The organism is Streptomyces sp. NPDC002643 (assembly GCF_053592555.1).
The window spans coordinates 1-14,249 of the sequence record NZ_JBSFVY010000043.1; the positions used below are offsets into that span (position 1 = coordinate 1).

Annotated in this window: 15 protein-coding genes and 1 riboswitch; of the genes, 8 read left to right on the plus strand and 7 right to left on the minus strand. The window is 70.6% G+C overall.

The window, feature by feature from the left end:
• Window positions 1-167: 167 nt before the first annotated feature.
• Window positions 168-908: a DUF1775 domain-containing protein gene (locus ACWD4G_RS39845; RefSeq protein WP_451302574.1), complete on the minus strand. Its 741-nt coding sequence runs from the start codon at window positions 906-908 to the stop codon at window positions 168-170.
• 199 nt (window positions 909-1,107) lie between these two features.
• Window positions 1,108-1,291: riboswitch (cobalamin riboswitch) on the plus strand.
• A gap of 30 nt (window positions 1,292-1,321) precedes the next feature.
• On the opposite strand from ACWD4G_RS39845, the gene ACWD4G_RS39850 reads away from it, so the two are divergent.
• The 5 genes from ACWD4G_RS39850 to ACWD4G_RS39870 all read left to right on the plus strand — a co-directional run bounded on the left by ACWD4G_RS39850 (window position 1,322) and on the right by ACWD4G_RS39870 (window position 4,850).
• Window positions 1,322-2,023 (plus strand): energy-coupling factor ABC transporter permease, encoded by a 702-nt coding sequence (locus tag ACWD4G_RS39850; protein ID WP_451302576.1) that lies wholly within the window; start codon window positions 1,322-1,324, stop codon window positions 2,021-2,023.
• Window positions 2,024-2,082: 59 nt separating this feature from the next.
• A complete protein-coding gene (locus ACWD4G_RS39855; protein ID WP_451302693.1) occupies window positions 2,083-2,481 on the plus strand; it encodes an energy-coupling factor ABC transporter substrate-binding protein in 399 nt (132 codons plus the stop codon).
• Between the two features lie 6 nt (window positions 2,482-2,487).
• Complete coding sequence (gene cbiQ / locus ACWD4G_RS39860) at window positions 2,488-3,237, plus strand: cobalt ECF transporter T component CbiQ (RefSeq protein WP_451302578.1); 750 nt, start codon at window positions 2,488-2,490, stop codon at window positions 3,235-3,237.
• Window positions 3,234-4,070, plus strand: a complete 837-nt coding sequence (locus ACWD4G_RS39865) for an energy-coupling factor ABC transporter ATP-binding protein (protein ID WP_451302580.1) — start codon at window positions 3,234-3,236, stop codon at window positions 4,068-4,070. The genes cbiQ and ACWD4G_RS39865 overlap by 4 nt, the downstream gene beginning before the upstream one ends.
• 78 nt (window positions 4,071-4,148) lie before the next feature.
• The gene (locus ACWD4G_RS39870) at window positions 4,149-4,850 is read left to right on the plus strand and encodes a 2-phosphosulfolactate phosphatase (protein ID WP_451302582.1); all 702 of its coding nucleotides are present in this window, start codon (window positions 4,149-4,151) and stop codon (window positions 4,848-4,850) included.
• A gap of 2 nt (window positions 4,851-4,852) precedes the next feature.
• Here the strand turns inward: ACWD4G_RS39870 and ACWD4G_RS39875 are convergent, their stop codons facing one another.
• From ACWD4G_RS39875 to ACWD4G_RS39900, 6 genes are read right to left on the minus strand one after another with little or no spacing between them, the layout of a single operon-like run.
• Entirely contained in the window at window positions 4,853-5,713 is an 861-nt protein-coding gene (locus ACWD4G_RS39875) for an amidohydrolase family protein (protein ID WP_451302584.1), read from the minus strand.
• Complete coding sequence (locus tag ACWD4G_RS39880) at window positions 5,710-6,021, minus strand: L-rhamnose mutarotase (RefSeq protein WP_451302586.1); 312 nt, start codon at window positions 6,019-6,021, stop codon at window positions 5,710-5,712. Before ACWD4G_RS39880 ends, ACWD4G_RS39875 begins: the two co-directional genes overlap by 4 nt.
• Window positions 6,018-7,025, minus strand: a complete 1,008-nt coding sequence (locus ACWD4G_RS39885; RefSeq protein WP_451302588.1) for an aldo/keto reductase — start codon at window positions 7,023-7,025, stop codon at window positions 6,018-6,020. Before ACWD4G_RS39885 ends, ACWD4G_RS39880 begins: the two co-directional genes overlap by 4 nt.
• Window positions 7,022-7,780 carry an SDR family NAD(P)-dependent oxidoreductase gene (locus tag ACWD4G_RS39890; RefSeq protein ID WP_451302589.1) on the minus strand — a complete coding sequence of 253 codons (759 nt, stop codon included), beginning with the start codon at window positions 7,778-7,780 and terminating at the stop codon, window positions 7,022-7,024. Before ACWD4G_RS39890 ends, ACWD4G_RS39885 begins: the two co-directional genes overlap by 4 nt.
• Window positions 7,777-9,114: an L-fuconate dehydratase gene (locus ACWD4G_RS39895; protein WP_451302695.1), complete on the minus strand. Its 1,338-nt coding sequence runs from the start codon at window positions 9,112-9,114 to the stop codon at window positions 7,777-7,779. Before ACWD4G_RS39895 ends, ACWD4G_RS39890 begins: the two co-directional genes overlap by 4 nt.
• 20 nt (window positions 9,115-9,134) lie before the next feature.
• Complete coding sequence (locus ACWD4G_RS39900; RefSeq protein WP_451302591.1) at window positions 9,135-9,986, minus strand: fumarylacetoacetate hydrolase family protein; 852 nt, start codon at window positions 9,984-9,986, stop codon at window positions 9,135-9,137.
• Between the two features lie 415 nt (window positions 9,987-10,401).
• Between ACWD4G_RS39900 and ACWD4G_RS39905 the strand changes: the two genes are divergently transcribed.
• The 3 genes from ACWD4G_RS39905 to ACWD4G_RS39915 are packed head-to-tail and all read left to right on the plus strand — an operon-like array spanning window position 10,402 to window position 14,182.
• Window positions 10,402-11,460, plus strand: coding sequence for a sugar ABC transporter substrate-binding protein (locus ACWD4G_RS39905; RefSeq protein ID WP_451302593.1), 1,059 nt, complete (start codon window positions 10,402-10,404; stop codon window positions 11,458-11,460).
• 38 nt (window positions 11,461-11,498) lie between these two features.
• Window positions 11,499-13,136, plus strand: coding sequence for a sugar ABC transporter ATP-binding protein (locus tag ACWD4G_RS39910; protein WP_451302595.1), 1,638 nt, complete (start codon window positions 11,499-11,501; stop codon window positions 13,134-13,136).
• Between the two features lie 2 nt (window positions 13,137-13,138).
• Window positions 13,139-14,182 carry an ABC transporter permease gene (locus tag ACWD4G_RS39915; protein ID WP_451302597.1) on the plus strand — a complete coding sequence of 348 codons (1,044 nt, stop codon included), beginning with the start codon at window positions 13,139-13,141 and terminating at the stop codon, window positions 14,180-14,182.
• Window positions 14,183-14,249: the final 67 nt, after the last annotated feature.

Sequence of the window (14,249 nt, forward strand, 5' to 3'; positions counted from 1 at the left end):
CTTTATTTCGGGCCTCCGGCCCTGAATGACGGCCCTGCGGGCCGATGAAAAAGCGGGGCGCAGCCCCCGCTTTTTCAGGGGCGCGGGGAACTGCGCGACCAGCCCCCACTCACCCGCACCCGCCCGACAACCTCACCCCCCGAGCTCTTGGGCGACAGTCCACCCCCTCAAGCAGCACCACCCTTGCGGCTCCTGAGCCACCACACCCCCGCGCCCAACACCAGGACGGCCCCGCCGATACCCAGAGGCACGGCGAGGGACATGCCGTCGACGTCCTCCGTGGTGTCGGCCGCCGCCGACGGAGTCGAGTCGTCGGCCTCGGCCGCCGGCTCGTCCGACGCCGCCGCCGTGGCCGAGGCCTCAGACGGGCTCGGCGTCGGGGACACCGGCGTCGCCCCCGGTGCCGCCGCCGCCAAGGCGAGGCGCGGTGCCGGATGGCCATGACCGTGGCCGTCCCCCTCGGCCTCCTCCTCCAACTCGATCCAGCGGTCGACCATGCCGTCGCTGTACGACTGGAGGGTCTTGAAGACGAGCGACTCGGCGTCCGGCAACTGTCGTACGGTGACCGTGTACTCGACGTCCTCGCCCACCGGGAGCTTCTCGCCGGAGACCGTCCAACCCCGGTCGGTGGGGGCGAACTTCCAGCCTTCGGGGCCCTTCTCGTAGGTGATGTCGGCGGGGGTGATGCCCTCGGGGAGGATCACCTCCAGCCCGGTGATGCCCGCGGACGCGGACTCCGACTCGGCGGAGAAGATCAGCTCGACATTCTGGTCGAGGGCCCGGGCGCCCTCCGCCTCGACCTCCGCGTGCGCCGCGGCCGGTCCGGCGGTGGCGACGGTGACCGCCAGCGCGGCCGCGGTGAGGACGCCGAGACGGCGTGTGCTGCGAGCCAAGGTCGGGCGGTGCACAGCTGACTCCCTGTGTCGAAGACGTGAAGACGGCATTCGGAAGACGACATTCAGAAGACCGCATTCAAGCGCAGGGCAAGGGAGTTGGCCAAGGGTGGCCCTGTGCCGCGTGTGACGGTGGAGGTGTGCGCCCGGGTGTGTGCTGTTCACCACCGCTTGCGCGCCCCCGTCTGCGCTTGTCAGCCCCCTTGTACGGGCACTACTGTCACCACGCCTCGGTGAACGGGAAATCCGGTGTGATGCCGGTGCGGCCCTCGCCACTGTGATCGGGAAGTCCGGCTCCAGCCCTTACGGGCAGCCACTGGGTCCTTGTGACCCGGGAAGGCGGAGCACGGGCGGTGGTACCCGTCAGCCAGGAGACCGGCCGAGGCGCGTCAACCATCCACGAGGTGCTGGAGAGGGTCTGCTGAGCCATGCACATTGCCGAGGGTTTCCTCCCCCCGGCGCACGCGATCGCCTGGGGCGTAGCGTCCGCGCCGTTCGTAGTCCACGGAGTACGGTCACTCACTCGTGAGGTCAGGGAGCACCCCGAGAGCACCCTGCTGCTCGGTGCCTCGGGGGCCTTCACCTTCGTCCTGTCCGCGCTGAAGCTGCCGTCGGTGACCGGCAGTTGCTCCCACCCCACCGGCACCGGGCTCGGTGCCATCCTGTTCCGGCCGCCGATCATGGCCGTACTGGGCACCATCACCCTGCTGTTCCAGGCACTGTTGCTCGCGCACGGCGGTCTGACCACGCTCGGCGCCAATGTCTTCTCGATGGCGATCGTCGGCCCCTGGGCGGGATACGCCGTCTACAAACTGCTGCGGCGGTACGGTGTGCCGCTGATGGTCGCCGTGTTCTTCGGCGCGTTCGTCGCCGACCTGTCCACGTACTGTGTGACCAGCGTGCAGTTGGCGCTCGCGTTCCCCGACCCGAGCAGTGGTTTCCTGGGCGCCCTCGGCAAGTTCGGCTCCATCTTCGCCGTCACCCAGATCCCGCTGGCCATCAGCGAGGGCCTGCTCACCGTGCTCGTCATGCGGCTCCTGGTGCAGTCGAGCAAGGGTGAACTGACCCGGCTCGGCGTACTTCTGAGCGGCGGCAAGCAGAGCCGGACCGGAACCGGGGCGGTGGCGTGATGAGCGAGAAGACCACCGGCGACAAGACCACGGGCAAGGACACCATCAGCAAGACCACCATCAGCAGGAACACGAAGATCAACCTTCTGCTGCTGCTCGTCGTGGCCGCGCTCGCCGTGCTGCCGCTGGCCCTCGGCCTCGGCGACCACAAGGAGGAGCCGTTCACGGGCGCGGACGGGGAGGCGGAGACCGCGATCACCGAGATCGAGCCGGATTACAAGCCCTGGTTCTCCCCCCTGTACGAGCCGCCGTCCGGTGAGATCGAGTCCGCGTTGTTCTCGCTCCAGGCCGCGCTCGGCGCGGGTGTCCTCGCCTACTACTTCGGCCTCCACCGGGGGCGCAGGCAGGGTGAGCGGCGCGCGCTTGAGCGGAATGCCGGGAGCCCGGCCGGTGAGACCGGGAGCCCGGCCGGTGAGACCGCCGACGAGTCCGACGAGTCCGCGGCCGAAGGGGCCTGATCTCCCGTGCTGCCGATCGACGCGGCGGCGCACAGCAGTCGCTGGCGCCGCCGTCATCCCGTGGACAAGGCCGTGCTCGGGCTCGGTCTCACCGTGCTCGCGATCTCGCTGCCGCCCTGGCCCGGTGCCGCACTCGTCCTGGTGACCGCGCTCGCCGCGCTGCTGGGCCCGGCCGGTGTCCCCGGCCGCCGCCTCTGGCGGGCCTACCGGGTGCCGTTGGGTTTCTGTGTCACCGGAGCGCTGCCGTTGCTCGTCCAGGTCGGCGGGCCGGACGGCTTCGTGACGCCGGCCGACGGCGGCCCGGCCCGTGCGGCGGAACTGCTGCTGCGTACCTCCGCCGCCTCCCTCGGCGTCCTCCTGTTCGCCTTCACCACCCCCATGTCCGATCTGCTGCCCCGCCTGGTCAGGGCCGGGGTGCCCGCGCCCGTCGTGGACGTGGCGCTGGTCACCTACCGGATGAGCTTCCTGCTCCTGGACTCGGTACGCCGTATCCGTGACGCCCAGGCGGCCCGGCTCGGGCACACCACCCGTGCGGCCACCTGGCGTTCCCTCGCCGGGCTCGGCGCCACGGCGTTCGTGCGGGCCTTCGACCGGGCGGCGCGACTGCAGACGGGGCTGGCCGGGCGGGGCTACGACGGCACCCTGCGCGTCCTGGTCCCCGAGGCCCGGGTCTCGGTCCGCTTCACCGCGACCAGCGTCGCCCTTCTCGCGGCCGTGGCCGCCCTCACCTTCGTACTGGAAAGGCCGCCGGCATGAGCGAGGCCGTACTGGTCGCCCTGCGGGGCGCGTCGTTCGCGTACGAGGACGGGCCGACCGTGCTCAGCGCACTCGACTTCGAGGTGCGCGAAGGGCGGGCGCTGGCCCTGCTGGGCCGCAACGGCACCGGGAAGACGACCCTGATGAGGCTGCTCAGTGGTGGACTGCGGCCCCACGACGGCACGTTGACGGTCGACGGGCAGCCGGTCACCTACGACCGCAAGGGGCTGACCCGGCTGCGGACGACCGTGCAGTTGGTGGTGCAGGACCCGGACGATCAGCTCTTCGCCGCGTCCGTCGCGCAGGACGTGTCGTTCGGGCCGCTGAACCTCGGGCTGCCCGACGAGGAGGTGCGGGCCAGGGTGGAGGAGGCGCTCGCGGCGCTCGACATCGGCGCGCTCGCCGACCGGCCGACCCATCTGCTGTCCTACGGGCAGCGCAAGCGGACCGCCATCGCCGGGGCCGTCGCGATGCGGCCCCGTGTCCTGATCCTGGACGAGCCGACCGCCGGCCTCGACCCCGACGGCCAGGAACGGCTGCTGGCCACGCTGGATCAGCTCCGCAGGTCCGGTACGACGGTGGTGATGGCCACGCATGACGTCGACCTCGCGCTGCGCTGGGCCGACGACGCGGCACTGCTCACCCCGTCCGGCGCCCGTACGGGACCGGCGGCCACCGTGCTGGCCCGCACCGACCTCCTCCAGCAGGCGGGGCTGCGGCTGCCCTGGGGGGTGGCGGCGGCCCGGCTGCTGCGCGAGCAGGGGCTGTTGACGCGGGAGGCTGCCGGTCCGCGTACGCCGGAGGAGCTGGCCGCGATGGTCGGCCATGCGTGATGAGGAACTGGCCGCGATGGTCGGGCTTGAGTGACGAGGAACTGGCCTCGATGGTCGGGCTTGAGTGATCATGACGGGATGGACACTCGTTTCCTTGGTATCGCCGAGCTGGCCGAAGTCCCGTCCGTGGCGGTCGTGGTCGACGTCATGCGTGCTTTCACGGTGGCCGCCTGGGCGTTCGCCCAGGGTGCGGAGAAGATCGTTCTGGCGGAGTCGTTGGACGATGCGCTGGCGCTTAAGGCCCGCCATCCGGACTGGGTGGCGATCAAGGACGGTCCGCCGGCGCCCGGGTTCGACACCGTCAACTCGCCGGGCCTGCTGCGGTCCATGGACCTCGGCGGTCGGACCGTGGTGCAGAAGACCACGGCGGGGACGGTCGGCGCCCTCGCGGTCAAGGAAGCGTCGCTGGTGCTGTGCGCAGCCTTCGTCGTGGCGGAGGCAACGGCCCGGCTCCTGCGGACCCGCGAGTGCGACGGTGTCACGTTCGTGGTCACCGGCGAGGACGGGCGGGCCGACGAGGATCTGGCGTGCGCTCAGTACATCGCTCGGAGGGCCACCGAAGACGGGACCGACGCGACCGGCTCCGGGACGGACGCGACCGAGTTCCTGCGCCGCGCCGCCGACTCACGCGCCGCCGCCGAGCTGACGGAGGGTGTGCGTCAGGGAGTCCATCCCGACGACGTCGCGCTCTGTGTCGAACTCGACCGGTTCCCCTTCGCCATGGTGGCGGCCCTGGAGGACTCGCTCATGGTCCTGCGTCCGTGCGCCGTGTCTTCGTGAGGTCAGGACGGTAGTCGGTAGGCGCGGACGGCGGTGCCCGCGAAGACCTCCTCCCGTTCGGCCGGGCTCAGGCCTGCCGTCAACGAGCGAGCCGCGTCCAGGACCTGGGTGTAGTCGGCGGCGAGACGGCAGACCGGCCAGTCCGAGCCGAACATCAGTCGGGCCGGGCCGAACGCCTCCAGCACGGTGTCGGCGTACGGGCGGAGGTCCGCGACGGTCCACCTGTCCCAGTCGGCCTCGGTGACCATGCCGGAGAACTTGCAGGTCACGTTCGGGAGGGCGGCGAGGGCGCGGATGTCGTCCGCCCACGGGTACAGCTTCCCGTCGGCGATGGGCGGCTTGGCCAAGTGGTCGAGGACGAAGGTCAGTTGGGGCAGCCGTCGTACGGTCTCGATGGCGGCGGGCAGTTGGTGGGGGGTGACCAGGAGGTCGTAGGCGAGGCCCGCGTCGGCCACGGCGGTCAGGCCGCGCTGTACGGCGGGGCGGAGCAGCCAGCGGGGGTCGGGTTCGCCCTGCACCTGATGGCGGATGGCCACCAGGTGTTCCCCGCCGGGGAGTTCGCGCAGTTCTGCGAGGGTGTCGGCGATATCGGGGGCGGTGAGGTCGGTCCAGCCGACGACCCCGGCGATCAGATCGCTGTCGGCGGCCAGGGCGAGGAACTCCGGGGTCTCCTCGGGCACGGTGATCGTCTGTACCAGCACCGTGGCGGTGATCCCGGCCGCACGGGCCTCCGGCTCCAGGTCGTGGAGGAAGAAGTCGCGGCGCAGAGGGGCGAGTTCGGGGCCGGTGATCCAGTCCTGGTCGCGGACGGAGAGGTCCCAGACGTGGTGATGGGCGTCGATGAGTCGTGGGTTCTCGGTCACAGCTCCCACACCACCGGAAGCGAGGCGTCGGAGCCCTCGGTGGAGTAGTCGTGGACGACATCGAGGAGTTCGGCCATCCGGGCCTGCCAGGCGATGTTGACCGGCAGCTTCTCCAGCTCCGCGATCATCGCCGCGTAGTCCTCCACTTCGAGGAGGTGGAAGAGGTCCGTACCGCTGCGCCAGATCGTCCACTCGCTGACCCCGGCGGCCCGGATGGCGGCGGTCAGCTCCTCGGGGACGTCACGGTGGGCCGCCTCGTACTCCTCGATGCGGTCGGCGCGGACCTTGGTGTGCAGGGCGACCCTCACGACGGCTCCTTGGACTGGGGGACGGGGGTGTCCTGGGCGAGCAGCCCCTCCGCTCGCAGCTCGTCCCACAGGGCGTCCGGGATGGGCTGCCGCATCAGACGGGCCGCGTCGCGCACCTCCTCGGCGGAGCGGGCGCCGCTCAGTACGGCCGCCACCGCCGGATGGGCGGCCGGGAAGCGCAGGGCGGCGGCGCGCAGCGGCACACCATGGCGTTCGGTGATCGCCTTCAGCCGTAGCGCCCGGCCGATGACGGCTTCGGGCGCGGGCGCGTAGTCGTAGGTGGCACCCGGTTTCGGGTCGATGAGCAGGCCGGAGTTGAAGGCGCCGCCGATCAGCACACCACGTCCCCGGGCTGCGGCTTCCGGCAGCAGTTCGGCAAGGCCCTCCTGTTCGAGGAGGGTGTAGCGGCCCGCCAGCAGGACGACGTCGATGTCGGTCTCGCGCAGGAAGCGCAGCGGGACCGCGCACTGGTTCATGCCGACGCCGATCGCGCCCACGACGCCTTCGCCGCGCAGTCGCTCCAGCGCCGGGTAGGCCTCGCGGAGGGCCTGTTCGGCGTGGTCGTCGGGGTCGTGGATGAGGGCGATGTCGACGCGGTCCAGGCCCAGGCGCTCCAGGCTGGCCGCGAGCGACCGTCGGACGCCGTCGGCGGAGAAGTCCCAGACGCGCCGGTGGGTCGCCGGTACGGCGAAGCCGTGGGCGAGGTCGTCCCCGCGCGGGCCGTCGCCCGGGTCGTCGGGGACCAGGAGCCGTCCGACCTTGGTCGAGATCGTGTACGACTCCCGGGGGCGCCCCCGCAGCGCGGCGCCCAGTCGGCGTTCGGAGAGGCCGAGCCCGTAGTGGGGTGCCGTGTCGAACGTACGGATGCCCTCGTCCCAGGCGGCGTCGATCGCGGCGGCGGCCTCCTCGTCCGTGACCGGGCGGAAGAGGTTGCCGATGCCGGCGGCGCCGAAGGCCAGCTCGGTCGTGCGGACGGCCGTACCGGCCAGTGTGCTCGTCCTCATGAGTTCGTCGCCGGGCGCAGGCGCAGGCCCTGCATACCGCCGTCGACGGCGAGGGCGGTGCCGGTGACGGAGGCGGCGGCGGGGCTCGCGAGATAGACGATGGCCGCGGCGACCTCGTCGGCGGTGACCAGGCGGCCCATGGGCTGGCGGGCGTTGAGGGCGGCGCGCTCGGCCCGGGGGTCGTCGGCGGCGTCGAGGAGGCGGCCCACCCAGGGCGTGTCGGCGGTGCCGGGGTTGACGCAGTTGACTCGGATGCCCTCGCGGACGTGGTCGGCGGCCATGGCGAGGGTCAGCGAGAGGACGGCGCCCTTGCTGGCGGAGTACAGGGCGCGCTGCGGCAGGCCGGCGGTGGCGGCGATGGAGCAGGTGTTGACGATCGCCGCGTGGGAGGAGCCGCGCAGATGGGGCAGCGCGGCTCGGCTCATGCGGACCATGCCGAGGACGTTGACGTCCATCACTCGCTGCCACTGGAGGTCGGGGTTGTCCTCGACGGTGCCCTGGGCGCCGATGCCCGCGTTGTTGACGAGGATGTCGAGGCCGCCGAGCCGTTCGACGGCCTCGGCGACGGCGGCCCGTACGGAGGTGTCGTCGGTGACGTCGGCCTTGAGGGCGAGCAGCGGGGCCGATGCCCCGGCGGGGTCCACGTCGAGGACGGCCACGGCGGCGCCCCGCGCGGCCAGCAGCCGGGCGGTGGCCAGCCCGATCCCGGACGCGCCTCCGGTGACGATCGCGCGGAGACCTGACAGATCCGTCATGCGACGTCCTCCCGTCCGGCGAGATCCGCGGCCCAGAACTCGCCGTCCGGGTAACGGTATTCGGCGAGGGACCGGGGGTGCATGGTGGCGGAGAATCCGGGGGTCAGCGGGGCGGCGTAGTGGCCCTCGCGCATCACCACGGGTGCGGTGAAGTGCTCGTGGAGGTGGTCGACGTACTCGATGACCCGGTCCTCGGTGGTGCCGGAGAGGGCGAGGTAGTCGAACATCGACAGATGCTGGACCAGTTCGCACAGGCCGACGCCGCCGGCGTGCGGGCAGACGGGTACGCCGAACTTGGCGGCCAGCAGCAGGATCGCCAGGTTCTCGTTGACGCCGCCGACGCGGGCCGCGTCGATCTGGAGGATGTCGAGGGCGCCGGCCTGGAGGAGCTGTTTGAAGACGATGCGGTTCTGGACGTGTTCGCCGGTGGCGACTTTCACCGGTGCGACGCCCCGGCGGATCGCCGCGTGGCCGAGGATGTCGTCGGGGCTGGTGGGTTCCTCGATCCAGTAGGGGTCGAGGTCGGCGAGGGCGCGGGTCCATTCGATGGCCTCGTCGACGTTCCAGCGCTGGTTGGCGTCGATGGCGATACGGACGCGGTCGCCGACGGCGGCGCGGGCGGTGCGCATCCGGCGGAGGTCGTCGGCGAGGTCGGCGCCGACCTTGAGCTTGATCTGGGTGAAGCCGTCGGCGACGGCCTGCTTGGCGAGCCGGGTGAGCTTCTCGTCGGAGTAGCCGAGCCAGCCGGGTGAGGTGGTGTAGCCGGGGTAGCCGCGCTCCAGGAGCCTGCTCTCGCGCTCGGCGAGTCCGGTGCGGCCCTCGCGGAGCAGTCTCAGGGCGTCCTCGGGGGTGAGGGCGTCGGTGAGGTAGCGGAAGTCGACCTGGGAGACCAGCCACTCGGGTTCCGCGTGGGCGAGGAGGCGCCACAGGGGCTGTCCGGCGCGTTTGGCGGCGAGGTCCCAGACAGCGTTGACGACGGCGCCGATGGCCATGTGCATCACGCCCTTCTCGGGACCGAGCCAGCGCAGCTGGCTGTCGCCGATCAGGTCGCGGTTGACCGTGCCGGGGTCGGCGCACAGCTCGTCCACCGAGCGGCCCAGCAGGTGGGGCCGCAGGGCTCCGATCGCGGCGACCTGGATGTCGTTGCCGCGGCCGATGGTGAAGGTGAAGCCATGGCCTTCGAGCCCGTCGGCCGCGTCGGTGCGCAGCACGACGTAGGCGGCGGAGTAGTCGGGGTCCGGGTTCATCGCGTCGGAGCCGTCCAGTTCCCGTGAGGTGGGGAAGCGGATGTCGTAGGTGTCGACCGCGATGATCCGGGCGGGGGTCGGTGTCAAAGGGGTGCCTTTCACGCTTGTCATGCCTGCCCGAAGGTCTGGCGCTGGCCGCCGAGTCCGCTGATCTCCAGCTCCACGGTGTCGCCGCGGCGGAGGTAGGGGTTGCCGGGCAGTCCGAGGGCGACACCGGCGGGGGTACCGGTGTTGATCAGGTCGCCGGGCTCCAGGACCATGTAGCGGCTGAGGTAGGCCACGACCTCGTGGACCGGGAAGATCATGTCGCGGGTGTGTCCGTGCTGGCGTTTCTCCCCGTTGACGCTCAGCCGCAGTTCCAGGTTCTGCGGGTCGGTGATCTCGTCGGCGGTGACGAGCCAGGGGCCGAGCGGGTTGAAGGTCTCGCAGGACTTGCCGAGGTCCCACTGGGGTGAGTACTCCAGCTGGAACTCGCGCTCGGAGACGTCGTGGCTGACGGCGTAGCCCGCGATGACGTCGGCCGCCTCCTCGGGGCCCGCCAGATAGCGGGCGCGGCGGCCGATGACGACGCCGAGTTCGACCTCCCAGTCGGTCTTCACCGAGCCGCGCGGGATCAGTACCTCGTCGTGGGGGCCGATGACGGTGCCCGGGTCCTTCATGAAGATCACGGGGCGTTCGGGGATGGCGGCGCCGGTCTCGGCGGCGTGGTCGCGGTAGTTGAGCCCGACGCAGACGATCTTGCCGGGGCGGGCGACGGGGGCGCCGATCCTGAGGCTTTCGGGGTCGAGTTCGGGCAGTCCGCCCGCCTCGACCGCGGCGCGGGCCCGGTCGACTCCGCCAGAGGCGAGGAAGGCGCCGTCGATGTCGGGGGCCACGGAGGACAGGTCCAGCAGTCGGCCGTCAGCAGTGCGGACAGCGGGCCGCTCCTGTCCCAGGGTGCCGACACGTAGCAGTTTCACTGGGGCAGCTCCCTTGCCATGGAGGTTTCATCATTCATCGGAGGAATGGCGCATCGTGACTCTAGGCGCAGGACGGCGCCCTGACAACGTGTTCCTCGGCCGACTTTGATCCACACCAGGCACAAGCACACCCCGTACCGTTACGCGATTGGGCGGGGACGACCTCTTGTCAGCCGTGTCACAGCGGTCGTAACGTCCTCGACGACCCGAGATACATCGGAGGAATCCCCCGGCAGATACACCAGGGCAGTGGCCGTTCCACGATCCGCCGCCCCTTCACCGGTTGCCCCTCATCCCTCCCCCGCCGATGGCCGGAGCATGCCCGCGCACGGTCGGCTCACGGGGCTCCGCCCTGCTCACAAGGACCGTCCTGACCAAGGACCGGCCAAGGACCGGCTAAGGAGAGAACCCGGCCATGAAGCTCGTTCGCACCCGCTCCACCGCCGCAGCGGCCTGTGCCCTCGCGGCTCTCAGCCTCCTCACCGCATGCAACCGCGACAGTTCGGGGTCGAGTGGTGCCGGCGGCTCGGGCGGTGACAAACCGGCCATCGGCATCGATCTGCCGCGTTCCGACTCGGACTTCTGGAACTCGTACGCCGACTACCTGGAGAAGGACATCAAGTCCGACGGCGTCAACGCGCTGCCGCTGAGCAACTCGCAGAACGACATCACCAAGCTGGTCGCCAATGTCCAGGTCTTCCAGAACACGGGCGCCAAGGCCGTGGTGATGGCCCCGCAGGACACCGGCGCCATCGCCTCCACCCTGGACACCCTGGCCTCGAAGAAGATCCCCGTGGTCAGCGTCGACACCCGCCCCGACAAGGGCGATGTCTACATGGTCGTACGCGCCGACAACCGCGCCTACGGCACCAAGGCCTGCGAGTTCCTCGGCGAGCAGCTCGGGGGCAAGGGCAAGGTGGCCGAGTTGCAGGGCGCGTTGGACTCCATCAACGGGCGGGACCGCTCGGAGGCGTTCGCCGAGTGCATGAAGGAGAAGTTCCCGGACATCAAGGTGTTCGAGCTGCCCACCGACTGGAAGGGCGACGTGGCCTCGGCCAAGCTGCAGAGCCTGCTCGCCCAGCACCCCGATCTCAACGGCATCTACATGCAGGCCGGCGGTGTCTTCCTGCAGCCGACCCTCGCCCTCCTCGAACAGAAGGGCCTGCTGAAGCCCGCCGGCGAGAAGGGACACATCTCGATCATCTCCAACGACGGCATTCCGCAGGAGTTCGACGCCATCCGCAAGGGCCAGATCGACGCCACGATCTCCCAGCCGGCCGATCTGTACGCCAAGTACGCGCTGTACTACGCCCAGGCAGCGGCGGACGGCAAGACGTTCGAGCCGGGGAAGACCGATCACGATTCGACGATCATCGAGATCCCCAACGGTCTTGAGGACCAACTGCCCGCGCCGCTGGTGACCAAGGACAACGTGGACGACAAGACCCTGTGGGGCAACACGGTCGGCCAGTGACTCGCGAAGTCCCCACACCAAGAAGGACGGTATCCACCATGGCGGAGACCGCGACCGCCCCGGCGACCGGGAACTCCGTTCCGGTGGCCGAGGCCATCGGGATCACCAAGAGGTTCGGGGCGACGGTGGCGTTGCGCGACGCCCGGATCACCGTCGCCCCGGGCGAGTCGCACGCGCTCGTCGGCCGCAACGGCGCCGGCAAGTCCACACTCGTGTCCATCCTGACCGGGCTGCGCCCCGCCGACACCGGCACCCTGCGCTTCTCGGGCCGACCTGCGCCGCCCGTCGGGGACATCGACGCCTGGCGCTCCAAGGTCGCCTGTGTCTACCAGCGCTCCACGATCATCCCGGATCTGACGGTCGCCGAGAACCTCTTCCTCAACCGGCAGAGCGACGGTCCGCTGAAGCCCATCCGCTGGAAGCAACTCCGGGGCCGGGCCGAGGAGTTGCTCGGCGAGTACGGCGTGGACGTCGACGCCGCCGCACGGGCGAAGGACCTCAACGTCGAACAACGCCAGTTCGTGGAGATCGCCCGAGCACTGTCCTTCGGGGCACGCTTCATCATCCTCGACGAGCCCACCGCCAAGCTCGACGCCCGGGGCATCAACCGCCTCTTCGACAAACTCCGCGACCTCCAACAGCAGGGCGTCGCCTTCCTGTTCATCTCGCACCACCTCCAGGAGGTGTACGACCTGTGCACCACGGTCACCGTGTACCGGGACGCGGCGCACATCCTGACCGCTCCGGTCGCCGAACTCGGCCACCAGGAACTGGTGGAGGCGATGACCGGCGAGTCCGGCGGCACTGTGGCCCCGACCGTCGACAGCGGCCGTACGGCGGTGAAAGCGGACGCCCGTGAACTCCTCGCCCTCCAGGGCCTGACCCTGCCCGGCGCCTGCCGTGACCTGTCACTGACCGTTCACGCGGGCGAGGTGGTCGGCCTCGCGGGCGCCGCGGCCAGCGGGAACGTGCGCGTCGGCGAGGCGATCGCCGGGCTGCACCGCGCCGAGGAGGGCACCATCGAGGTCGGCGGCCGGACCGTACGCACCGGCAGTGTGCCGTCCGCGCTGGCGGTGGGCGTCGGCCTGGTGCCGGAGGACCGTCATCTCCAGGGTCTGGTCAACGACCGCAGTGTCGCCGAGAACGCGACCCTCACCGTCACCGGTCAACTGGGCCCGTACGGGACCGTGTTGCCCTCCCGGACCCGGATCTTCGCCCAGCGGATGATCCGGGACCTCGACATCAAGACCCCGGGCGCGGCGACCCCCGTCTCGGCGCTCTCCGGCGGCAATCAGCAGAAGGTCGTCGTCGCCCGCGCGCTGGCCACCGACCCCCATGTGCTGGTGGCGATCCGCCCGACCAACGGGGTGGATGTGAGGTCGAAGGAGTTCCTGCTGCGTCGTATCCGTGAGGTCGCGGACGGCGGGAAGGCCGCGCTGATCGTCTCCGACGAGTTGGACGACCTGAGGACCTGCGACCGGGTGGTCGTGATGTTCCACGGGCGGACGGTCGCCGAGTTCGGGCGTGGCTGGCGGGACGAGCAGGTGGTCGCGGCCATGGAGGGCGTGGTCGGAGTGTCCGTCCGGGCCGTGGCCGAGGGGGCTGTCGAGGGTGTGGCCGAAGCGCCTGCCGTGGGCGCCGCCGAAGCATCCGTCATCGAAGAGCACGGAAGGTAGTCATGTCCGCCACCACTGATGTCACCGATCCCGCGGCGAACGTGGCGCCGGAGCCCCCGGCCGCTGGGACCCGTCGAGGGCTCGACCTCGGTCGGTTCCGTGAACTGTCCCTGGTCCCGGCGATCCTCGTACTGGGCCTGATCGGGTTCATCGTCTCACCGGCCTTCCTGACCGCCGACAACCTCATCGGTGTGGCCCAGCAGTCCACCGAACTCAGCCTGCTGGTCCTGGCCACCGCGCTGATCCTGATCTCCGGGCGGATGGATCTGTCCCTGGAGTCGACGATCGGCGTGGCGCCCGTGATCGCGGTGTGGCTCGTCCTGCCGACCAGCGGCGCCCGGTTCACGGGCCTCGGTCTGCTCCCCGAATGGACGGCGATCCCCCTCTGTCTGCTGGTGGGTGTGGTGATCGGCGCCGTCAACGGCTTTCTGATCCTGAAGCTGCGCCTCAACGGTTTCATCGTCACCCTCGGCATGCTGACCATGCTCCGCGGCCTCCAGGTGGCCCTGTCCGAGGGCCAGTCCATCGTCGAACTGCCCTCCTCCTTCACCTACTTGGGCAAGGCGTCCTGGCTCGGTGTCCCGGCGGCGATCTGGATCTGTCTGGTGCTGTTCGCCCTCGGCGGCGGCGCGCTGGCGTGGCTGCGGCACGGACGGGCGCTGTACGCGATCGGCGGCAACGCGGAGGCGGCCCGTACGGCCGGTATCCGGGTCGACCGGATCGTGTGGGCGGTGCTGATCCTCGGGAGTCTGCTGGCCGCGTTCGCGGGCATCCTGTACAGCGGCCACTACGGGTCGATCTCGGCGACCCAGGGCAGTGGCTGGATCTTCCAGGTGTTCGCGGCGACCGTCATCGGCGGGGTGAGCCTCAACGGCGGCAAGGGCACGGTGTTCGGCGCGCTCACCGGTGTGCTGACACTCCAACTCGTCGTGAACGTCATGACGTTGGCGGGTGTACCGCCGCTCTGGAACCAGTTCCTCAACGGCGCGATCATCATCGTCGCGCTGATCATCTCCCGCTTCGCCTCGGGTGAGAAGCAGGAGTAGAAGCAGGGGTGGTGGCCCCCGGCGGACTGGAGTGTCGGACAGGCGTGGCCCATCGGCAGAGAGGGAC